The sequence below is a fragment of the Streptomyces sp. NPDC058637 genome, assembly GCF_042717325.1.
Classification (GTDB): domain Bacteria; phylum Actinomycetota; class Actinomycetes; order Streptomycetales; family Streptomycetaceae; genus Streptomyces.
Window position 1 is genome coordinate 210372 of record NZ_JBHXRD010000006.1, and the last position, 20599, is coordinate 230970.

21 protein-coding genes and 2 tRNA genes are annotated in these 20599 nt (G+C 69.5%); 9 read left to right on the forward strand and 14 right to left on the reverse strand.

Annotation, left to right across the window (positions count from 1 at the left end; translation table 11 throughout):
• Positions 1-38 precede the first annotated feature (38 nt).
• From ACFWVP_RS08375 to pknB, 4 genes are all read left to right on the forward strand, one after another.
• Positions 39-1529 (forward strand): Stp1/IreP family PP2C-type Ser/Thr phosphatase, encoded by a 1491-nt coding sequence (locus tag ACFWVP_RS08375; RefSeq protein ID WP_384494663.1) that lies wholly within the window; start codon positions 39-41, stop codon positions 1527-1529.
• A 23-nt stretch (positions 1530-1552) separates the two neighbouring features.
• Positions 1553-2953, forward strand: coding sequence for an FtsW/RodA/SpoVE family cell cycle protein (locus ACFWVP_RS08380; RefSeq protein WP_384494665.1), 1401 nt, complete (start codon positions 1553-1555; stop codon positions 2951-2953).
• Positions 2950-4407, forward strand: a complete 1458-nt coding sequence (locus ACFWVP_RS08385) for a peptidoglycan D,D-transpeptidase FtsI family protein (RefSeq protein ID WP_384494667.1) — start codon at positions 2950-2952, stop codon at positions 4405-4407. Before ACFWVP_RS08380 ends, ACFWVP_RS08385 begins: the two co-directional genes overlap by 4 nt.
• Positions 4408-4575: 168 nt before the next feature.
• A complete protein-coding gene (gene pknB / locus ACFWVP_RS08390) occupies positions 4576-6564 on the forward strand; it encodes a Stk1 family PASTA domain-containing Ser/Thr kinase (protein WP_384494668.1) in 1989 nt (662 codons plus the stop codon).
• 155 nt (positions 6565-6719) lie between these two features.
• On the opposite strand, the gene ACFWVP_RS08395 is transcribed toward pknB, so the two are convergent.
• The 5 genes from ACFWVP_RS08395 to ACFWVP_RS08415 form a co-directional block, all read right to left on the reverse strand.
• Positions 6720-7448, reverse strand: a complete 729-nt coding sequence (locus ACFWVP_RS08395) for a class E sortase (RefSeq protein WP_384494670.1) — start codon at positions 7446-7448, stop codon at positions 6720-6722.
• Between the two features lie 26 nt (positions 7449-7474).
• Entirely contained in the window at positions 7475-8857 is a 1383-nt protein-coding gene (locus ACFWVP_RS08400) for a class E sortase (RefSeq protein ID WP_384494671.1), read from the reverse strand.
• The gene (locus ACFWVP_RS08405) at positions 8854-9492 is read right to left on the reverse strand and encodes an aminodeoxychorismate/anthranilate synthase component II (RefSeq protein ID WP_384494673.1); all 639 of its coding nucleotides are present in this window, start codon (positions 9490-9492) and stop codon (positions 8854-8856) included. The genes ACFWVP_RS08400 and ACFWVP_RS08405 overlap by 4 nt, the downstream gene beginning before the upstream one ends.
• On the reverse strand, positions 9489-9677 hold the full coding sequence (locus ACFWVP_RS08410; RefSeq protein ID WP_056793181.1) for a hypothetical protein: 189 nt from the start codon (positions 9675-9677) through the stop codon (positions 9489-9491). Before ACFWVP_RS08410 ends, ACFWVP_RS08405 begins: the two co-directional genes overlap by 4 nt.
• 162 nt (positions 9678-9839) lie before the next feature.
• Complete coding sequence (locus ACFWVP_RS08415) at positions 9840-10607, reverse strand: DUF881 domain-containing protein (protein WP_384494675.1); 768 nt, start codon at positions 10605-10607, stop codon at positions 9840-9842.
• 136 nt (positions 10608-10743) lie between these two features.
• Between ACFWVP_RS08415 and crgA the strand changes: the two genes are divergently transcribed.
• Positions 10744-10998 carry a cell division protein CrgA gene (gene crgA, locus ACFWVP_RS08420; protein ID WP_056793179.1) on the forward strand — a complete coding sequence of 85 codons (255 nt, stop codon included), beginning with the start codon at positions 10744-10746 and terminating at the stop codon, positions 10996-10998.
• A gap of 254 nt (positions 10999-11252) precedes the next feature.
• Here the strand turns inward: crgA and ACFWVP_RS08425 are convergent, their stop codons facing one another.
• Together ACFWVP_RS08425 and ACFWVP_RS08430 are read right to left on the reverse strand one after the other, a co-directional pair.
• Positions 11253-12152 carry a rhomboid family intramembrane serine protease gene (locus ACFWVP_RS08425; protein ID WP_384494677.1) on the reverse strand — a complete coding sequence of 300 codons (900 nt, stop codon included), beginning with the start codon at positions 12150-12152 and terminating at the stop codon, positions 11253-11255.
• Positions 12153-12302: 150 nt separating this feature from the next.
• Positions 12303-12830, reverse strand: coding sequence for a peptidylprolyl isomerase (locus tag ACFWVP_RS08430; protein ID WP_384494679.1), 528 nt, complete (start codon positions 12828-12830; stop codon positions 12303-12305).
• A gap of 350 nt (positions 12831-13180) precedes the next feature.
• On the opposite strand from ACFWVP_RS08430, the gene ACFWVP_RS08435 reads away from it, so the two are divergent.
• Complete coding sequence (locus tag ACFWVP_RS08435; protein WP_384494680.1) at positions 13181-13906, forward strand: DUF5324 family protein; 726 nt, start codon at positions 13181-13183, stop codon at positions 13904-13906.
• Between the two features lie 358 nt (positions 13907-14264).
• On the opposite strand, the gene ACFWVP_RS08440 is transcribed toward ACFWVP_RS08435, so the two are convergent.
• Positions 14265-14337, reverse strand: a tRNA-Ala gene (locus ACFWVP_RS08440).
• Positions 14338-14509: 172 nt separating this feature from the next.
• Here ACFWVP_RS08440 and ACFWVP_RS08445 point away from each other — a divergent pair.
• Both ACFWVP_RS08445 and ACFWVP_RS08450 read left to right on the forward strand, forming a co-directional pair.
• Complete coding sequence (locus ACFWVP_RS08445; RefSeq protein WP_384494681.1) at positions 14510-15058, forward strand: helix-turn-helix domain-containing protein; 549 nt, start codon at positions 14510-14512, stop codon at positions 15056-15058.
• Positions 15059-15158: 100 nt separating this feature from the next.
• Positions 15159-16508, forward strand: coding sequence for a serine/threonine-protein kinase (locus ACFWVP_RS08450; protein WP_384494683.1), 1350 nt, complete (start codon positions 15159-15161; stop codon positions 16506-16508).
• A gap of 92 nt (positions 16509-16600) precedes the next feature.
• On the opposite strand, the gene ACFWVP_RS08455 is transcribed toward ACFWVP_RS08450, so the two are convergent.
• The 4 genes from ACFWVP_RS08455 to ACFWVP_RS08470 all read right to left on the reverse strand — a co-directional run bounded on the left by ACFWVP_RS08455 (position 16601) and on the right by ACFWVP_RS08470 (position 18881).
• Positions 16601-17941 (reverse strand): hypothetical protein, encoded by a 1341-nt coding sequence (locus tag ACFWVP_RS08455; protein WP_384494684.1) that lies wholly within the window; start codon positions 17939-17941, stop codon positions 16601-16603.
• Entirely contained in the window at positions 17938-18411 is a 474-nt protein-coding gene (locus tag ACFWVP_RS08460) for a hypothetical protein (protein WP_384494686.1), read from the reverse strand. Before ACFWVP_RS08460 ends, ACFWVP_RS08455 begins: the two co-directional genes overlap by 4 nt.
• A 43-nt stretch (positions 18412-18454) precedes the next feature.
• Positions 18455-18583 carry a hypothetical protein gene (locus ACFWVP_RS08465; RefSeq protein ID WP_384494687.1) on the reverse strand — a complete coding sequence of 43 codons (129 nt, stop codon included), beginning with the start codon at positions 18581-18583 and terminating at the stop codon, positions 18455-18457.
• Between the two features lie 163 nt (positions 18584-18746).
• The gene (locus ACFWVP_RS08470; RefSeq protein ID WP_003958712.1) at positions 18747-18881 is read right to left on the reverse strand and encodes a DLW-39 family protein; all 135 of its coding nucleotides are present in this window, start codon (positions 18879-18881) and stop codon (positions 18747-18749) included.
• Between the two features lie 281 nt (positions 18882-19162).
• On the opposite strand from ACFWVP_RS08470, the gene ACFWVP_RS08475 reads away from it, so the two are divergent.
• The gene (locus ACFWVP_RS08475) at positions 19163-19522 is read left to right on the forward strand and encodes a DUF6344 domain-containing protein (RefSeq protein ID WP_384494689.1); all 360 of its coding nucleotides are present in this window, start codon (positions 19163-19165) and stop codon (positions 19520-19522) included.
• Between the two features lie 276 nt (positions 19523-19798).
• On the opposite strand, the gene ACFWVP_RS08480 is transcribed toward ACFWVP_RS08475, so the two are convergent.
• Together ACFWVP_RS08480 and ACFWVP_RS08485 are read right to left on the reverse strand one after the other, a co-directional pair.
• Positions 19799-19875: transfer RNA gene (locus ACFWVP_RS08480), tRNA-Ile, on the reverse strand.
• A gap of 70 nt (positions 19876-19945) precedes the next feature.
• Positions 19946-20542 carry a DUF3566 domain-containing protein gene (locus tag ACFWVP_RS08485; RefSeq protein WP_384494690.1) on the reverse strand — a complete coding sequence of 199 codons (597 nt, stop codon included), beginning with the start codon at positions 20540-20542 and terminating at the stop codon, positions 19946-19948.
• Between the last annotated feature and the right edge of the window lie 57 nt (positions 20543-20599).

Below are 20599 nucleotides of genomic sequence, written 5' to 3' on the forward strand. Positions count from 1 at the left end.
GAGACCGGCTGTACCCCGAGCCGACGGGCGAGGTGCGCATGAGCTTGTCCCTGCGCTTCGCCGCCGGATCCCACAAGGGCATGATCCGGGAAGGCAACGAGGACTCCGGCTACGCCGGTCCCCGCCTTCTCGCCATCGCCGACGGCATGGGCGGCCAGGCGGCGGGAGAGGTCGCCAGCTCCGAGGTGATCTCCACGCTCGTCCAGCTCGACGACGACGTACCGGGCTCCGACATCCTCACCTCGCTCGGCACGGCGGTCCAGCGGGCCAACGACCAGCTGCGCGTCATGGTCGAGGAGGACCCCCAGCTGGAGGGCATGGGCACGACGCTCACCGCCCTGCTCTGGACCGGACAGCGCCTCGGCCTCGTCCATGTCGGCGACTCCCGGGCGTACCTGCTGCGCGACGGCGTACTGACGCAGATCACCCAGGACCACACCTGGGTCCAGCGCCTCGTCGACGAGGGCAGGATCACCGAGGAAGAGGCCACCACCCACCCCCAGCGCTCCCTGCTGATGCGGGCACTGGGCAGCGGAGACCACGTGGAGCCCGACCTCTCCGTCCGGGAGGTCCGCGCCGGTGACCGCTATCTGATCTGCTCGGACGGGCTCTCCGGCGTCGTCTCCCACCAGACGATGGAAGAGACCCTGGCGAGCTACCAGGGCCCGCAGGAGACCATCCAGGAACTCATCCAGCTCGCTCTGCGCGGCGGTGGCCCCGACAACATCACCTGCATCGTCGCCGACGTCCTGGACGTCGACAGCAACGACACCCTGGCCGGGCAGCTCAACGACACCCCGGTCATCGTCGGAGCCGTCGCCGAGAACCAGGTTGCCCAGCTGAGCGACGGCGGGGCCATGGAAACCCCGGCAGGGCGTGCGGCCGGCCTCGGCCGTCCCGTCCCGCCGCCCGCCGGAGGCTTCGGCCCGCCCGGCAGCGGCGACGACATGGGCTACGGTTCCGGCCCCGACAGCGCGTTCGGCTCGTACTCCGACGACGACTTCGTGAAACCGCGCGGCGGCCGCAAGTGGCTGAAGCGGTCGTTCTACATCGTCCTGGCACTGGCCGTCATCGGCGGTGGCGTCTACGGCGGCTACCGCTGGACGCAGACGCAGTTCTACGTGGGCGCCAAGGACGAGAACGTCGCGCTGTTCCGCGGCATCAGCCAGGACCTGGCCTGGGTCTCGCTCTCGAACGTCGAAGAGAACACCGAGGTCGAACTGAAGTACCTCCCGCCCTACCAGCGCAAGCAGGTCGAGGCGACCATCGCCGAGGGCAACCTCACCGATGCCCGCAAGAAGGTCAGCGAGCTCGAAGCGCAGGCCTCCGCGTGCAAGAAGGACGCCCAGCGCCGCGCGGCCGAAGCGGACAGCAGTGCCGCCAAGGACAAGAGCGGGACGCCCGACACCGCCGACAGCACTTCCGCCACGTCCTCCGCCAAGGGGACCAAGACGACCGCGACTCCCACTCCCGGCCCCAGCCTCTCGGAGGAAGAGAAGAAGCTGGTCCCGCAGTGCGGTAAGCAGTAAAGCCGTAGGGGGCCTTCAGCACCATGAGCGTTGTCACCAACACCACGACCATCGGCGCGATCGACGCGCCGAGCCGCCGCAACACCGAACTGGCGCTGGTTGTCTTCGCCGTCCTGATCTCGGTGTTCGCGTACGCCAACGTGGGCCTCGCCCTCAACGGCGAACTGCCCGCCGGCATGCTCGGATACGGGCTGGGCCTCGCCCTGCTCGGCGGCATCGCGCACATCGCCATCCGCAGGTTCGCCCCGTACTCGGACCCGCTGCTGCTCCCGCTGGCGACCCTGCTGAACGGGCTCGGTCTGGCGCTCATCTGGCGGCTGGACCAGTCCGAAAGGATGCAGGCGCTCACGACGTACGCGCCTGCCGCGTCGAAGCAGCTGATCTTCTCCGCTGTCGGCGTGGCACTGCTGGTGGGCGTGCTGATCGCCCTGAAGGACCACCGCATCCTGCAGCGCTACACCTACATCTCCATGGTGGTGGCGCTGGTCCTGCTGATCCTGCCGATGTTCTTCCCCGCCGTGAACGGCGCGAAGATCTGGATCCGGCTCCCCGGTATCGGCACGATCCAGCCGGGGGAGTTCGCCAAGATCATCATTGCGGTGTTCTTCGCCGGGTACCTCATGGTCAAGCGCGACGCACTGGCCCTGGCCAGCCGGCGTTTCATGGGGCTCTACCTGCCCCGGGGCCGTGACCTCGGGCCGATCCTCATGGTCTGGGCCTTCTCGATCCTCATCCTGGTCTTCGAGACCGACCTCGGATCCTCGCTGCTGTTCTTCGGCATGTTCGTCGTCATGCTGTACGTCGCCACCGAGCGCACCAGCTGGATCGTCTTCGGTCTGCTGATGTCCGGGGCCGGAGCCGTGGGTGTGGCCACCTTCGAGCCGCACGTCCAGGACCGCGTCACCGCCTGGCTCGACCCCTTCGCGGGCTGGGGTGTGGAACCGGCCAGCGAGCAGATGGCCAAGTCCCTGATGGCCTTCGGCTCCGGCGGCACCCTCGGCACCGGCCTCGGCCAGGGCGCCTCCGACCTGATCGGCTTCGCCGCCAACTCCGACTTCATCCTCGCCACCGTCGGCGAGGAGCTCGGCCTCGCCGGGATGATGGCCGTCCTGCTCATCTACGGCCTCATCGTCGAACGCGGCGTACGCACCGCGCTCGCCGCCCGCGACCCCTTCGGCAAGCTCCTGGCGATCGGCCTCTCCGGCTCCTTCGCCATCCAGGTCTTCGTCGTCGCCGGCGGTGTCATGGGTCTCATCCCGCTGACCGGTATGACCATGCCGTTCCTCGCGGCCGGTGGTTCCTCCGTCATCGCCAACTGGGCCCTGATCGGCATCCTGATCAGAATCAGCGACACCGCCCGCCGTCCCGCTCCGGCCCCCGCGCCGTCCACGGACGCCGAGATGACGCAGGTGGTCCGACCGTGAACAAGCCGCTCCGCCGGATCGCGATGTTCTGCGGCATCCTGGTCCTGGCCCTGCTGGTGCGCACCAACTACCTCCAGTACGTCCGCGCCGACGAGCTCAACTCCAACGAGCACAACCGCCGCGTCCAGATCGAGCGCTACGCCCACGAGCGCGGCGACATCATCGTCGACGGCGAGCCCGTCACGGGCTCCGTCGAGACCACGGACAGCGACTTCACGTACAAGCGGGTCTGGAAGAACGGCCCCATGTGGGCGCCCGTCACCGGCTACTCCTCGCAGGCCTTCGACTCCTCCCAGCTGGAGAACCTCGAGGACGGCATCCTCACCGGCAACAGTGACCAGCTGTTCTTCGACCGGACTCTCTCGATGTTCACCGGTGGGAAGAAGTCCGGCGGGAACATCGTCACCACCCTCGACGGCGGCGCCCAGAAGGCCGCCTTCGAAGGGCTGGGCGACAAGAAGGGCGCCGTCGCCGCGATCGACCCGCAGACCGGCGCCGTCCTGGCACTGGCCAGCACCCCCTCGTACGACCCGTCGGTCTTCGCGGGGAACTCGCTCAAGGACTCGGACGCCCGGCAGCAGCTCCTGAACGACAAGGACAAGCCGATGCTGAACCGGGCCCTGCGGGAGACCTACCCGCCGGGTTCGACGTTCAAGGTCGTCACGGCCGCCGCGGCACTGGAGAACGGCCTCTACACCGACATCGACGCGAAGACGGACTCCCCGCTGCCCTGGCGGCTGCCGCAGTCGACCAACCTGCTGCAGAACGAGGGCAGCATCCCGTGCGAGGACGCCTCCCTCCGGGAAGCCCTGCGCTGGTCCTGCAACACCGTCTTCGGCAAGCTCAGCGACGACCTCGGCAACGACAAGATGATCGAGCAGGCCGGCAAGTTCGGCTTCAACGAGGAGATCTTCACTCCCGTCCGCGCCGACGCGAGCGTCTACCCGAAGGACAACCGGCCGCAGAACGCCATGGCGGGCATCGGCCAGGCGTCCAACCGGGCCACCCCGCTCCAGATGGCCATGGTGGCAGCCGCGATCGCCAACGACGGCAAGCTCATGCAGCCGTACATGGTCGCCGAGCGGCAGGCACCCAACCTGGACGTGATCTACACCCACGAGAAGGAGCAGATCGGTCAGCCCCTCTCGGGTGAGAACGCCCAGAAGGTGCAGCAGATGATGGAGACCGTCGTCGAGAAGGGCACGGGAACCAACGCGCGGATCGACGGCGTCACTGTCGGTGGCAAGACCGGAACCGCGCAGCACGGCCTCAACAACAGCGAGAAGCCCTACGCCTGGTTCATCTCGTACGCCAGGACCGACAGCGGCTCACCGGTCGCCGTCGCCGTGGTCGTCGAGGACGGCAATGCCAACCGGGACGACATCTCCGGCGGCGGCCTGGCCGCGCCGATCGCCAGGAATGTGATGAAGGCGGTACTCGACGGAAAGAAGTGACAACCGTCACAACTTCTGTCCACACCAGCACATTGGGATACCGGTCGGATATCAGCTGACGGGTGCGGGGCGATCACGTCGGGCGCGCCCGGTAGCGTATGCGCGAACAGCACACCGCCGGACCACACACGGGTGCGGTCGGGACTGACGGAGAGGGCTGGATCAGTTATGGAAGAGCCGCGTCGCCTCGGCGGCCGGTACGAGCTGGGCTCGGTGCTCGGCCGTGGTGGCATGGCCGAGGTCTACCTCGCGCACGACACCCGGCTCGGCCGCACCGTAGCTGTGAAGACGCTGCGGGCCGATCTCGCCCGCGACCCGTCATTCCAGGCCCGGTTCCGCCGTGAGGCCCAGTCCGCCGCCTCGCTCAACCACCCCGCGATCGTCGCCGTCTACGACACCGGCGAGGACTACGTCGACGGTGTCTCCATCCCGTACATCGTGATGGAGTACGTCGACGGCTCGACCCTCAGAGAGCTTCTGCACTCGGGCCGCAAGCTGCTGCCCGAGCGCACCCTGGAGATGACGGTCGGCATCCTCCAGGCGCTGGAGTACTCGCACCGCGCCCAGATCGTCCACCGTGACATCAAACCGGCGAACGTCATGCTGACACGCACCGGCCAGGTCAAGGTCATGGACTTCGGCATCGCCCGCGCGATGGGCGACTCCGGCATGACGATGACCCAGACCGCGGCGGTCATCGGCACGGCCCAGTACCTCTCCCCGGAGCAGGCCAAGGGCGAACAGGTCGACGCGCGCTCCGACCTGTACTCCACCGGTTGCCTGCTCTACGAACTGCTCGCGGTCCGGCCCCCGTTCGTCGGGGACTCCCCGGTCGCGGTCGCCTACCAGCACGTGCGGGAAGAGCCCCAGCCGCCGAGCAACTTCGACCCGGAGATCACGCCCGAGATGGACGCGATCGTGCTGAAGGCGCTGACGAAGGACCCCGACTACCGCTACCAGTCGGCCGACGAGATGCGCGCCGACATCGAGGCCTGCCTCGACGGCCAGCCGGTCGCGGCCACGGCGGCGATGGGTGCGGCGGGCTACGGCGGCTACGACGCCTACGGCAACGACCAGCCCACCACGGCCCTGCGCCCGATGGACCCGGCCGGCGCCCAGACGTCCATGCTGCCGCCGGTCAACCCGGACGACGGCGGCTACGGGTACGACGACCGCCCGGACCGCCGCCGCCAGAAGAAGAGCAACACCTCGACGATCCTGCTGGTCGTCGCGGGCATCCTGGTGCTCGTGGGTGCGATCCTGATCGGCCGTGAGGTCTTCGGGTCCACCGACGGTGGCAGCGGTGAGATCGACGTGCCGAACCTGGTCGGATCCACGGTCGTCGAGGCGCAGGGGACGGCGGACAACGCCGACATCATTCTGAAGGTGGGTTCGAAGGAGCCCTGCGAGGAACAGGCCGCGGACAAGATCTGCAGCCAGAGCCCGGCGGACGGCACGATCAAGGCCGGCGAGACCATCACGGTCGTCGTCTCCACCGGAGCGCCCAAGGTCGAGGTCCCGGACGTCCTGGAGAAGTCCGAGGACAGCGCCCGGAAGGCTCTGGAGGAGAAGGGCTTCACGGTCAGGGTCGAAGCCGTCGAGTCCGACGCGACCCCGGGCACGGTCACCAAGCAGAAGCCGGGGCCGGGCGAGAAGGCCGAGAAGGACTCCGAGGTCACGATCACGGTGGCCAAGGAAGCCCTGCTCGACCTGCCGGTGCTCAACCGCACGTACGCCGAGGCCGAGGCCCAGCTCAGGGGCATCGGGTTCACCAACATCCAGCGGGAGGAAGTCGACTCCCAGGAACCGAAGGACACGGTCGTCGGCCAGACCCCGGCGGGACCGAGCAAGCAGGCCAAGGACGTCCAGATCGTCCTGAAGGTCTCCAAGGGGCCCGCGCAGCCGGAGCAGGTCACCGTCCCCGGTGACATCGTCGGCAAGCGGTACCAGGACGCGAAGGCCGCACTCGAAGGCCTGGGTCTCGTGGTCGCACTCGCCCCCAACTCGTCCGACAAGGGCAACGCCCTGGTGATGAACGCCGCTCCGGGTCCGAACAGCCAGGTGGCCAAGGGCACCACCGTCACCCTGACGACCGTCGGCGGGGGCGGCAACAGGGACGGCAACATCTTCGGTGGCCCGTCCGGATTCTCGGACTGACCCGAGGAACCCGCTGCGCATAAGGAGGGCCCCGGTCACCTCAACGGTGACCGGGGCCCTCCTTATGTGCTCGAGGCCCGGATCCGGGACCAGCGCAGGTCGTCCGGCCCCTCGGGAGCGTCGGAACGCCCGGCGCGCGCAGAGAACCGGCGGAGTCAGCGCAGCTCCGCCGGCTTCGTACGGTCCCGGTCGACCTTCTCCGTACGGACGAGCTCGCCCCACACGATGTAGCGGTACTTCGACGTGTAGACCGGCGTGCACGTGGTCAACGTGATGTAGCGGCCGGGCTTCTTCACGCCCGACTCCTCAGGCACCGGCGCGATCGCGTCGACGTTGAACTTCGACGTCTCCGGGAGCTCGGCGTACACCTTGTAGACGTACCAGGTGTCCTTGGTCTCGAAGACGACCGCGTCGCCCTTCTTCACCTTGTCGATGTTGTGGAACTTGGCGCCGTGGCCGTCCCGGTGCGCGGCGAGCGTGAAGTTGCCCTGCTCGTCCGAGGGGAGTGCCGACTTCACGGGGTCCGTGTAGTAGCCGGCGAGGCCGTGGTTGAGGGTCTCGGGGTCCGTGCCCTTCTTGACCAGCACCTCGCCGTTCTTCATGGCGGGCACGTGCAGGAAGCCGATGCCGTCCCTGGTGTCCAGCGCACCCGGTCCGCCCGCCCAGCGGTCGCGGACGCTGTTGCCCTGCTTGTCGGCCTCGCGGTCGGCCAGCACGTTGGTCCACCACAGCGAGTAGACGACGAAGAGGCCCAGCACCAGACCTGCCGTGATCAGCAGCTCACCGAAGAGGCTCACGGCCACGGCGACAGGATGACGGCTCCTGCGCCGTACCGGCGGCGCCGACTCGTCGGCGCGCTCTTCGTGCTCGGTCCTCGCTGCCACCGCACCCGTCCCTGTCGTGATGGTGTTCAGCCGACGAGTGCGTCGGGCTTCCCCTCGCTGCGCGGCCGTTCGTCGACCATCTTGCCCCACACGATCATTCGGTACGTACTCGTGAATTCCGGCGTACACGTCGTCAGCGTGATGTACCTGCCCGGACCGGTGAAGCCGGATCCCTTCGGCACGGCGTCGATCACCGAGACGTTGGACGGCGACGTCTGGGGAAGGATGCTGGTCATCTCGTAGGTGTAGTAAGACTCCTGCGTCTCCACCACGATCGGGTCACCGGGCTTCAGCTTGTTGACGTAGCGGAACGGTTCGCCATGGGTGTTGCGGTGACCCGCGACCGCGAAGTTCCCCTGCTTCGCCGAAGGCATGGCCGTCTCCAGCTTGCCCTCGGCGTAGTGGCCGATCATGCCGCGGTCGAGGACCTTCTCCTTGTCGATGCCCTCGGCGATCGGCGCGACCACGTCCAGCTTCGGGATGTGCATGATGGCGAAGCCCTGGCCCGCCTCGAAGGCGCCCGGTGTGCGCTCGCCGTTCGCCCAGTCGTCCTGGATCTTGTTCGTCTCCCGGCCGGCGATCTGGTCGGCACGGACGTTGGTCCACCACAGCTGGTACGTGACGAACAGGAGCATCAGCACGCCGAAGGTGATGAACACCTCGCCTACGACCCTGCTGGCCACGACGGCCGGGCTGTCCTTGGCCGCGCGGGCGGCACGCCGGGCTTCCAGCCGTGACATGGGGACGGCGGGCTCCGCCGTGTCCCCCTCCGCCGGGCGGCGCGGTTCGGCGCGCCGCTTTCCGCGGCTCCTGGCCGCTCGCCGGCGCTCCGCCCGTCCGCCCGTCGGCAGGGACGCGGCCGAGGAGTCCGGCAGGGGCGTGGTCGGCGGGTCCGGAACCGGAGTGTCGAGGCCGGCACCGGGGGCGGGTCCGGGGCCGTCCGGCTGTGACAGGCGTCGGGTGTCCGCCGTCCGCAGGGCGACGGTCTCGTCGACCCGGGCCGGGGCGGCCTGGACACGGGGCTCGACTGGAGCGGGTCCGGGCACCGGATCCGGCGCCGCGGGGGCCACGGACTCCGGCGGCGCAGAGACCGGCTGAGGGGCCGGTTCCGGCCCTCGCTGCCCGTACCGGTCCCGCTCGTACCCTCCGGGGTCGTACCACTGCCCAGGGGCCTGCTGTGGCCGCTGGGGCCCCTGCGGCGCCGCTGCCGACGGGTCCGGTCCGGCCGCACCGTCCGCCGGGGCGGTCTCCGCGCGGAACCAGGGCGACGTGTGCTGTCCCGGCAGGGGGTCGTTCAGCGGGTCCGCGAGTTGCTCCACCGCCGCCTCGAACGTGCCGTCGGCCTCGTACGCTCCCTGCGCGTACGGGCCGTTCCGCCCGGCATCGGGTTCGGGGCGGAGCCCGGTCACGCCGCGGCCTTGCCCACCACCGGGGCGAGCCCCACCGACCTGGCGACGGCCCCCGTGTACCCGCACTGCGCCAGCCAGTTCGCGAGCATCAGGTGGCCGTGCTCGGTGAGCACCGACTCCGGGTGGAACTGCACTCCCTCCACCGCCAGTTCACGGTGGCGCAGTCCCATGATGATCCCGTCGGCGGTACGCGCGGTGACCTCCAGCTCGGGCGGGACCGTGGCAGGCTCCGCGGCGAGCGAGTGGTAGCGCGTCGCGGTGAACGGCGACGGCAGGCCGGCGAACACGCCCTTGCCCTCGTGCAGCACGGGGGAGGTCTTGCCGTGCAGCAGCTCCGGCGCGCGGTCCACCACGCCGCCGTACGCGACGGCCATCGACTGCATGCCCAGGCATACGCCGAAGACGGGCACACCGGTGCGCGCGCAGTGGTGCACCATGTCGATGCAGACCCCGGCATGCTCGGGCGTGCCCGGTCCCGGCGACAGCAGGACACCGTCGAAGCCGTCCTCGGCGTGTGCCGTGGTCACCTCGTCGTTGCGCACCACCTCGCACTCGGCACCGAGCTGGTAGAGGTACTGGACGAGGTTGAAGACAAAGCTGTCGTAGTTGTCGACGACGAGAATGCGTGCGCTCACTGACCGGTCTCCGCTCCGCCGGTGCCTTCGCCGTCCACCGTCACGTCACCGAACGGGAGCAGGGGCTCCGCCCAGGGGAAGACGTACTGGAAGAGCGCGTAGACAGCGGCCAGGACGAGCACGAGCGACAGGAAGCCCCGCACCCATGTGTTGCCCGGCAGATGCCGCCAGATCCAGCCGTACATGCTGTCCCCTCCGTTCGGTACGGCACCAGACTAAACGGCGGCGGCTCGGACGTGGGTCAGCTGTGGAAAGCCGCGCCCCGGCCGTCCGCCACGCCTGTGGCCCGGCTGTGGACAACCGCGGCCCCCATCGTGGCTCCGGCACCGGCGGGCCCGCGCGGAGGGCTACTCCACGGGCTGTGCGTAATGGAGGTCCACCGTGCCCGAGTAGCCGGGCAGCGTCACCTTGTCGTCCTCCTCGACCTGCCAGCCCAGCCCGTACGCCTTCACGTACAGCTGGTAGTTCTGGATCGCCGTGGAGTCGTCGAGCGCCTGCTTGAGATCACCGGGGTCGCCGACCGCGGTGACCTTGTACGGAGGGGAGTACACCCGGCCCTGCAGGATCAGCGTGTTGCCTACACAGCGCACGGCGCTGGTGGAGATCAGCCGCTGGTCCATCACCTGGATCCCGCGGGCCCCGCCCTCCCAGAGGGCGTTCACGACGGCCTGCAGATCCTGCTGGTGGATGACCAGGTCATTGGGCTGCGGCTCCGGATAGCCGGGATTCGCGGTGGCATCGGGCGGCGCGTCGTCGAGCGTGACGCTGACGGCCTCGCCGGTGAGCTCCGTCGTGCCCGCGGCCTTCTCCAACGCGTCGAGCTCGGCGTCCTCCGCCGCGGTGCTCCCGTCGTCACGCCGGGCGAGCGCGTCGATGTCCGCGCGCACGGAAGCCATCGATCCGTCCAGCTCGGCGTTGTTCTCGCTGCGCTGCTGGATGAGGTCGGAGAGCTTCAGCAGGGAGGAGTCGGTACGGATGTCCGTACCCTTGGCAGTGTTGGCGCTGGTGACGAAGATGAGCCCGGCCAGCGCGAAAACGGCAGCGGTGAGGCTCTGGACCGGCCACCGGGACACTCGCCGGGCCGGACCTTGAGGAGAGTCGGCAGAATTGCTCAACGTACCCTTATCTCCTTAGGCGCCACGGAAGCACTACGCTAACGGACGCCCCGGGGAGGCAGCATTCCCCCTTGCGCCCCGGCGCCAGCCACAGATCCCTGCGCGGTCACGCAGCGCATCGACAGGAGAGTCCCTCGTGCCGAAGTCACGTATCCGCAAGAAGGCAGACTTCACGCCTCCCCCGGAGAGGCAGTCCACCAACATAAAGCTGACCAACCGAAGTTGGGTGGCGCCGGTGATGCTGGCGCTCTTCCTCATCGGTCTGGCCTGGATCGTGGTCTTCTACGTGACCGAGGGCGATCTGCCGATCGACGCCCTGGGCAACTGGAACATCGTGGTGGGCTTCGGCTTCATCGCCGGCGGCTTCGGTGTCTCCACGCAGTGGAAGTAGCCCTGCCCCCACCTCGGCCCTGAGTTACCCACAGAGTTATCCACAATCAGGGGAAAAGGTCAGACGATCTGTGGATAACTTCCGGCGAAGTTGACGCCGGTGTGACTGCACACTCTCGCGTCGCGAGACGGTACGCCCCTTGTCCTGACTGGAAAAACCCAGTTCAGCGACAAGGGGCACAACTGTTCCCCACGCCATGCACAAGATCCGGCACCCTCTGTGGACAACCCTGGCCCCGGAACACCGGATTCTGCTCAGGTGAGCACTGCGGTCCTGGCGAGGACGATCACCACGACCACCACCAGAACCAGCGCACAGGCCCCGTACTGCACGAGGTTCCGGCGCTCGCGCGGCGCGTGCACCATGGCGATCGCGATCAGGGCACCCGCGACCAGGCCGCCGATATGGGCCTGCCAGGCGATGGCGCCCCACGGGTTGAAGGTGAAGATCAGGTTCACCACGAGGAGTGCGATCAGCGGCCGCATGTCGTAGTTCATCCGGCGCATCAGGACCGCTGTGGCCCCCAGCAGACCGAAGACGGCACCGGAAGCACCGAGCGAGCCCTGCCCCGGATCGGAGATCCAGTACGTGAGGGCGCTGCCCGCGAGGCCCGACAGCACGTAGAGCAGCAGATAGCGGACGCGGCCGAGCGCGGCTTCCAGCGGCCCGCCGAGCCACCACAGCCCCAGCATGTTGAAGGCGATGTGCCACACCTCCTGGTGCAGGAACATCGACGTCACCAGGCGGTACCACTGGCCTTCGGCCACTCCCTCGAGGCCGGACGGCTGGTTACCCGAGTAGGCGCGGCCGAACAGCAGCAGATCGTCGAGCAGCGGGCGCCCGGCGACGGAGACGGCGATGAACACCGCGAGATTGATGCCGAGCAGGATCTTGGTGACCAGCCTCGGGTCGCTCGCGACGGCGCCGCCCGCCAGGGTGCGCGGCCGGTTCGCCGCCGGATGATGACCCGTGCCGGAGCCCTCCCTGACGCAGTCCGGGCACTGGAAGCCGACCGACGCGTCGATCATGCAGTCGGTGCAGATCGGCCGCTCGCACCGGACACAGCGGATCCCCGTCTCCCGGCCCGGATGTCTGTAGCACGTGGCCGGGCCGTTCGCGGCCCCGTCCTGGTCCTTCGGCGGCTGCTGCTCCATCGGTCACGGCCCCTTCGGTCCTCGTCCGTGGAGGCGGCGCACCTGCGTCCGCCCCGCTCGCCCGTTATGTAACAGTACGGACGAACAGGGCGGTAGGTTCCCGGATTCCGGGGTCGACAGTCCCGACGCCGACCGGCGCGGGGGCGGAGATCAGCGGGTCTCGATGACGACCGACTCGATCACCACGTCCTGCACCGGGCGGTCCGTACGCGGATTGGTCGCGGTCGCCGCGATGGTGTCCACGACCTTCCTGCCCGCGTCGTCGGTGACCTCGCCGAAGATCGTGTGCTTGCCGGTGAGCCAGGCCGTGGGCGACACCGTCAGGAAGAACTGCGAGCCGTTGGTGCCCGGACCCGCGTTGGCCATCGCCAGCAGGTACGGCTTGTTGAACGCGAGGTCGGGGTGGAACTCGTCGCCGAACTCGTATCCCGGCCCGCCCGTACCGTTGCCCAGCGGGTCGCCGCCCTGGATCATGAAGCCGCTGATGACGCGGTGGAAGACAGTGCCGTCGTACAGCTTGTCCGTGGACTTCTTGCCCGTGACCGGGTCGGTCCACTCACGCTCACCCTGGGCGAGCTCGACGAAGTTCTTGACCGTCTTGGGCGCGTGGTTCGGCAGAAGCCGGATCTCGATGTCGCCTTGGCTGGTCTTCAAGGTGGCGTACAGCTGCTCGGCCACGATCTGCCTTCCGTGAGTCTTCTCTGACGACCACCGATCCTTGCACGGGGCACCCCCGCCGCCCCCCGATCGACGCCCCAAGAACGGGCGGCACTCACCTTGTTGCCCACTTTCCTGCACCCTTCCCACACTTCCTGCGGGATGGATGCGGCCAAGTGCGCGGCGCCGCGGCGCACACCGACACGAACCATGGCATCGTCGTCGGCACGCTCCCCCTGCACCGCATTGCCCCCAGAATGCCGTTCATGACCCGGATGCCCGTCCCATCTGGCGCTCAAGGCCTCAGCAGGCATGATTTCGACATGGGTGGATAGGCGGAGTACCTACCCGCCACCAAGGAGGAGGATCCCGTGACCCGCATCGACAGCGTGCGCGCCGCAACCTACTCGGCGAAGGACAGCGCGCAGCACGCCGCGGAAGTGGTGGCGCCCTACGCCGACACGGCCAAGGAACAGGCCGCGCACTACGCGCAGGAGGCTCGTGCCCTGCTCGCGCCCAAGGTGTCGAAGGCAGCCGCGCAGGCCCGCGTCCAGTACGGCGCGCATCTCGCGCCCCGCATCGAACAGGCACGTACCCATGTGCCCCCCAGGGTCGACGAGGCCGCACACCGCGCCGCCGTCCGCACCCGGCGGGTCGCCCGGAGCGCAGCCGACTACACCGTGCCGCGTGTCGAGCACGCGGTGGCGGCGGCCCAGCCCATGGCGGAGGAGGCCACCGCCCGCAGCGCCGCCGCACTGGCCGCACTGCGTGGTCAGGTGACGGCCAAGGAGATCCGAAAGATCGTCAGGAAGCACGAGCGGCGTGCCAGGGCCGGCCGTGTGGCCAAGGGAGTACTCGTCCTGGGCGCACTGGCGGGCGGCGCCTTCGCCGCCTGGAAGTGGTGGGACAAGCAGGCCAACCCCGACTGGCTGGTCGAGCCTCCCGCCCCCACCGAGGTGGCCGACGACCGGGCACCTCTGGCCTCGGTCGACGGCAGCGTCCCGACCGTGCTCGACCCGGAGGTCCGGGCCAAGCAGGACGAGGACGAGGCCGGAGCGGACAACGCGGAGGGCACCGACCGCGACGAGCACCGCTGAGCACTCGGCACACGAGAGGGGCGCCGGAGGACCGCACGGTCCTCCGGCGCCCCTCTCGCCGTAGTGCTCGGTGGCCCGATGTTCCCGCTCGCGGAACTGACCGAGCCGGCCGCCCCCGTCGTACCGACCTCGGAAAAGACACCGCGGGAAGGATCGACGGGACCTGGCTGTACGTGACCGACGGCGCCGGATTCTTCGGCCGGCCGGTACGGGCGGGTGCCGAGCCGCAGACCACCGTGACCGAGCCGCACGCCTGAAGCAGGTAGGGGCAGGATGGGGACGAAACACCCCATACTCTCTGCCCCATCCATGACAGAACGCCCCTGACCTGCTGAAAACAGGTCAGGGGCGTTGGTTGTGGAGCCTAGGAGATTCGAACTCCTGACATCTGCCTTGCAAAGGCAGCGCTCTACCAACTGAGCTAAGGCCCCGGGAAAAGCCGACAGTACCGGACACATCGGTGCCGCGACATCCGTCGCAGAACAGAGTACCGGGTGACCCCCTGAATCTTGCAAAAGGATTGGGTCTCCCGGTCCGCAACGGCTCTCCGTAAGATGCACGACAAGGTTCGCAGCAGCGAAGCCGCAGCGAAGGGGAGACGCAATGGACGCAGCGCAACAAGAGGCGACGGCTAGAGCCCGGGAGCTCCAGCGCAGCTGGTACGGGGAGCCTCTGGGGGCGCTCTTCCGCAGGCTGATCGACGATCTCGGCCTGAATCAGGCCCGGCTCGCCGCGGTGCTCGGGCTGTCCGCGCCCATGCTGTCCCAGCTGATGAGCGGCCAGCGGGCCAAGATCGGCAACCCCGCGGTCGTCCAGCGTGTCCAGGCCCTTCAGGAGCTCGCCGGACAGGTCGCTGACGGCAGTGCCAGCGCGGGAGAGGCCACCGACCGGATGGAAGAGATCAAGAAGTCCCAGGGCGGTTCGGTTCTGACCGGCACCGGCCAGACGTCCACCACCGGCGGGGCGCCCACGGTCCGGCGCGTGGTCCGTGAGATCCAGTCGCTGCTGCGGTCGGTCGCCGCCGCCGGCGACATCATCGATGCCGCGGACTCCCTCGCCCCCACCCACCCCGAACTGGCAGAGTTCCTCAGGGTGTACGGAGCTGGGCGCACCGCCGACGCGGTCGCGCACTACGAAGGCCACCAGAGCTAGAGAGGTCCCGGGTTGCCGGGTCCTGTCCGGCAGGACCCTGGCAGGTATCCCGACGGCCGGGACACGAGCCGACACCGGAACGGGGAGCGGGCGCAGCGCAATGGGTGAGGTATTCGCTGGTCGGTACGAGCTGATCGATCCGATCGGACGGGGTGGGGTCGGGGCCGTCTGGCGCGCCTGGGACCACCGGCGCCGCAGGTATGTGGCCGCCAAGGTCCTGCAGCAGAGCGACGCGCACACGCTGCTGCGCTTCGTCCGCGAGCAGGCGCTGCGGATCGAGCACCCGCACGTCCTGGCTCCCGCCAGCTGGGCGGCCGACGACGACAAGGTCCTGTTCACGATGAACCTGGTCAGCGGCGGATCGCTGGCCCATGTCATCGGCGACTACGGGCCGTTGCCCCCGCGTTTCGTCTGTCTGCTGCTGGACCAGCTGCTGTCCGGGCTGTCCACGGTGCATGCCGAGGGGGTCGTGCACCGTGACATCAAGCCGGCCAACATCCTGATGGAGGCCACCGGAACGGGCCGGCCGCATCTGCGGCTCTCCGACTTCGGCATCTCGATGCGCAAGGGCGAACCGCGTCTGACCGAGACCAACTACGTCGTGGGCACGCCCGGTTACTTCGCTCCCGAGCAGATGATGGGCGCGGAACCCGACTTCCCCGCGGACCTGTTCGCCGTCGGTCTCGTCGCGCTCTATCTGCTGCAGGGCCAGAAGCCCGACTCCCAGGCCCTCATCGAGTACTTCGCCGCGCACGGCACCCCGGGTGCGCCCCAGGGCGTGCCCGAGCCGCTGTGGCAGGTGCTCGCCGGGCTGCTGCAGCCGGACCCGCAAGCCCGTTTCCGGACGGCCACGGGAGCGCGCAAGGCGCTGACGGCCGCCGTCGAGATGCTGCCGGACGCCGGGCCGGACGAGGAACCGGTGGAGGTCTTCGACCAGATCGGTCCCCTGCCCGCCGGATTCGGCCCCGACGGCCCCGTACGGGCCCCCCGGGCGCCCGTACAGTCACTCGGTGGACCACAGGCGCCTCAGGCTTCACAGCAGCCACAGGGCACCGGGCAGCAGCCCTACACGCCACCGCCCTCGATGTCGGAGACGGGCAGCTTCCACCTCGCCCCACCCCCGCAGTCCGCACAGCTGCCCCAGCAGGGGCAGCCTCGGACCCCGTCGACCCCGGTCCCGGCACACGCGGCCCGGCCCTTCGCCGCTGCCGCACCGGACCTCGCGCAGGCCCCCACGGCAGCGGTCCAGCACGGGGCGGTGCCCACCCGTGCCTACACGACCCCGCACCAGCAGGCTCCGCACCCCGGTGCGGCCGTCGCGCCACCGGCTCCCGCCGCGCACGTGTCCCCCCGAACGCGCCCGGGACCGCCCCCGAAGGTGGCGATCCCGGTGCTGTTCGTCGCGCTGATCTGCTTCGCGGTCGGCATCTGGGCGCTGACCCAGGCCTGACCGCCGCACAGCCGCACGGCCGCAGAGCCTGACCGGCCGCCAGGCCTGACCGGCTACCGGCCCTGGCCTGCGCGGCCCGCCGGGCGGGCGGGCTACCAGGCCTGGGGCGGCCCGCCGAACGGCGGCTGCCCGTCCGCGACCGGCTGCACGGCGGCGGCGGGTACGGTCCGGCGTCTGGCCAGCAGCGTCCACGCCCCGAGTCCGAGCACCAGCACGGTTCCCGCGCCGATTCCCGCCGCGGCCACGATCTTCATCGTGTCGCTCCTGCCGGCATCGAGCGCGCTCTGCCCGTTCTTGGCCATGTCCCTGTCGCCGTCGGTGACTCCGAAGACGCCGGCGTCCCCCTGGTAGGGCGTCGTCCCGGCCTCGTTGAGCACGTTGATCTTGAGCGTCAGCCCGATGGGCGTGTCGCCGAAGTGCTCCGCGACCTTCGGACTCAGTGTCACCGACAGGTAGTACCAGCCGGCGAACCGCATGGCGCTGACGGCCGAGGCCGAGGCATAGCGGTTCTCGTACCTCACCGGCGGCAGCGGATCCAGAGCCACGGACGTGGGCTTCCCCGCGTAGGACAGCGTCGCGTCGTCGACATGGCCGTGCGCCGGGTTGTCCAGCGCCACCGCGAGGGCGTTGCCGAGGAACTCCGTCGACTTGTTGTTGTTGCTGAGCGCCGCCGTGGCGAAGATCTGCTGGTCCCAGTCCACCGGAACCCGGTAGAACCGCGTCTGGCCGGGCGCGACGGTGTCCACCCACTCGCCGGAATCCAGGCTCGTCGCGTCGTAGTAGCTGCTGCCGCCGGTCCGCTTCTGCTTCCCTGAGGGCGGGGTCGGCGAGGCGGAGGGCCAGTTCTCCGGTGCCTCGGTCGGGGGCGTGTCACCGTCCTTGAGCGCCGGTTCCGTCTCGACCCGCAGCTCCAGGTCCCACGGGTCCGCAGCCGATGTGGCCTTGCTCTCCCGCTCGATCAGCACGTTGTAGGTACCGGCCGCGCCGCACGTGGTGCTGTCCTTCTCCACCGTGCGGTGCGCGTACGCGGCGATCGGACGCGGGAATTCCGCCGACTCGAAGACCGCGTCCTCGGAGCTGCACCGCAAGTCGTCGAGATCCCTGACGCTGATCGTGACGCCGTCCCCGTAGGCGACCTGTCCGGCCGTCCTCGGCACGACCACCGCGGAGACGTACGCGTCGGTCCTGTCGTCGAGCTCCAGGCGGTAGTACAGCTTCTCGCCCACCCCGATCGAGCTCTTGTAGACCGCTCCGGGCTTCAGTTCGGACGCTTCGGCGTTCGTCTCCGCGCCCCGGACCTCCGTCGCCGCGGGGTCGAAGGTGTAGGACCCGGGGCCGTCGGCCGCACGCGCCTGGCCCGGCAGCACCGCCACCGCGCACATCGCCGCGAGCGACGCCAGCGTCACCCGGCCCCTGTTGCGCTGCCTGTTCACGCGCTTCCCCTCGTCGTCTGCGTGCCGGCCCCGCGGCGGCGGCTGCGTACGAAGACGAGCCCCGCGATCAAGGCGGCTGCCGCGCCCGCTCCGGCAGCGGTCGCGATGCCGGTCCATCCTGCCCCGCCCGTACCGCTGCTGTCTGCGGCCACAGTCGAATCACGGCTATTGCCCTGCTCCGCTCTGCCGTCGTCCATCGCCGGTACGGGTGCTCCCTGCTGCGGACCCGCCGGCGCCTCGCCGAGGACCGCGACGCGCAGCACCACACCGATGCGCGGGTCCAGCTTCCGCACCGGCCGTACCAGCCGGGTGTCCGTGCAGCCCCGGGGCGGGTCGGCGCCGTACACCCGGAGGCCGGCCGGACAGCCGTCGGGCAGCGCGTCCACCACGGTGGCGACGGCCGTACGCGCGCTCTCCATCCGGGTGCGGCCCGTGCCGTCGTCGCCCGGGGAGCCCGAGGAGTCGAGCACCCCGACGAGACCACCGCCTCCCCCGAACCGACCCGGCCGCCCTTCACGCCCGGCCCGCGGGTGCCGCCGCGGCGGGCAGCGTCCCCACCAGCAGGGCGAGCAGCGCCCCGCATGACATGAGCCCCGCCGTCGCCGTACGACGACGGTTCCCCGCCCTCTTCCGTGCCCTCACCGAAGCCCCCTCGGCCCACACATCCCGACTGCTTTGCTTACGCAAGCCGACTATTTGCCGATGTGAACTCAAGGGGACGGCCGTCACGGTCCCGCAACAGGAGTCCGGTCAACGAAAAGCCCCGGCCGCTCAGCGACCGGGGCTCATAACAGACTGTTCCGTCTCACACACCCGAACCTGCGGGCACGGAGTCGGTCGCCTCCGTCCACAGATCCTGCTCGGCGCGATCCGCCTGGATCTGGCGGTACACGAGGAGCCCGCCGATGGCAGCCAGTGCGACCAGGAGAAGCTTCTTCACCGCGCGACCTCGTCTTTCCTTGGCGTAAGGGACTTCTGCCGCCCGACTATACACACCGACCGATACCGATCGGTTACCTCCCCGTGCCCTCACCGGCGCCCCGATCGGGCCTTCACCGAGGCCGCCGGCCACCCCCGGATCAGCTCGTCCGAGCCGGTTGAACCATAGGAGTGGTGTTCATCGGAAGATCGGCGCAGCGGGGGCGTCGCTCCCGGAATCCGAGGGCCATCTCCACATCATCGGAAAGGTAAGCAAACAGGACCACCTGAAAGCGAGGGGCCATGAGCACCTTCAGGGTCAAGAGCGTCTGGACCGCCTTCATCACCGCCTTCTTCGCACTTCTCGCGTCACTGGGCCTCGCCACCGCCCAGGCCGCGGCCGCGGAGCCGACGACCACGATCCAGGAGCACACGGGTGCGACCGCGGCAACCGCGACCACCCCGTCGGTGCGATGGACCCTTCCGCGTGACAGGGCACTGCCACCCACGATGAAGCAGCGCATCCGCGCCGAGGCACACGGATCCTCACCGGCCACCCGGCAACTGTCCGCCGACACGACCGACGCCGCGCACGCGACGAACGGCACCCGCTCCACCCACGGCGGCACGCCGGCCGGGGACTCGTCCCCCCTGCCGCCCTGAGCGCCCTGAGAGCGCCTCACCCGACACACAGGGCCCCTGGTTCCGGTTCACGCCGGCAGGGGCCTTTTCCACGCCCCAGCACCGCCCCTGAGCCGCCCTCAGCGGCACAGGAACTCATCCGTGCCGGGAAACGGCAGCCGGTACGTCTCCCCCGAGCGCCCCTGTCCGGAAGTCGGCCTCCGTACGGACGGAAGGGCCCTGGGTGAGCCGTCGGACGCACATGGGCCCCGTACATGCCGAAGGCCCCCCACCGTTCCCGGTGGGGGGCCTTCGTGCTGGTGGGGCTAACAGGATTTGAACCTGTGGCCTCATCCTTATCAGGGATGCGCTCTAACCAACTGAGCTATAGCCCCGCCGCGCTGTGCGCTGACTTCTGAAGATTAGCGCACGTCGGGGCCAGTCCCAAAATCGATACCCGGCGTCCTACTCGTCCTCGGCCAGAGTGAGCTCCACGCCCCCCACGAAGCCGGCCGACAAGTTGTAGATGAACGCGCCCAGCGTGGCCAGCGCGGTGGCCAGCACCACATCGATCACCGCGATGACCGAGGTGAAGATGAGGACGCGCGGCAGCGACAGGAACGACTGCAGATCGAAGCCGTTGCTCTCGTTCGAACCGGTGGCCTCGCTGATGGTGCCGCCGACGGTGTCGAAGACGCCCATCGCGTCCATCACCATCCACAGCACCGCGGCCGCCACCACCGTGCAGATGCCGAGCGCGATGGACAGCAGGAAGCTGACCTTCATCACCGACCACGGATCGGCCTTCGCCACCCGCAGCCGCGCCTTACGGGTACGCGGAGTGGTCCGCGCCCCCGTCCGGGGCAACCGGGTCGCCTGTACGCCGCCCACGCCCTGTGCTCCGCCCTGTGTGCCGCCAGCCTGCGTACCGTCCGCGGGGGACGGGTACGCCTGAGGCGGGTGATAGGGCCCCGCCTTGCCCGTTGCGGGCTCACGTTCGCCGGGCAACGGCCCGGTCGCGTACCCCTCGTACTGGGGCTGAGGTCCCCGAGTGTCCGTCACAGTGCCCCCTTGGGAGTCCGTGGCAGAGCCACGGGCACCGTTCGCTCCAGCTCCGGA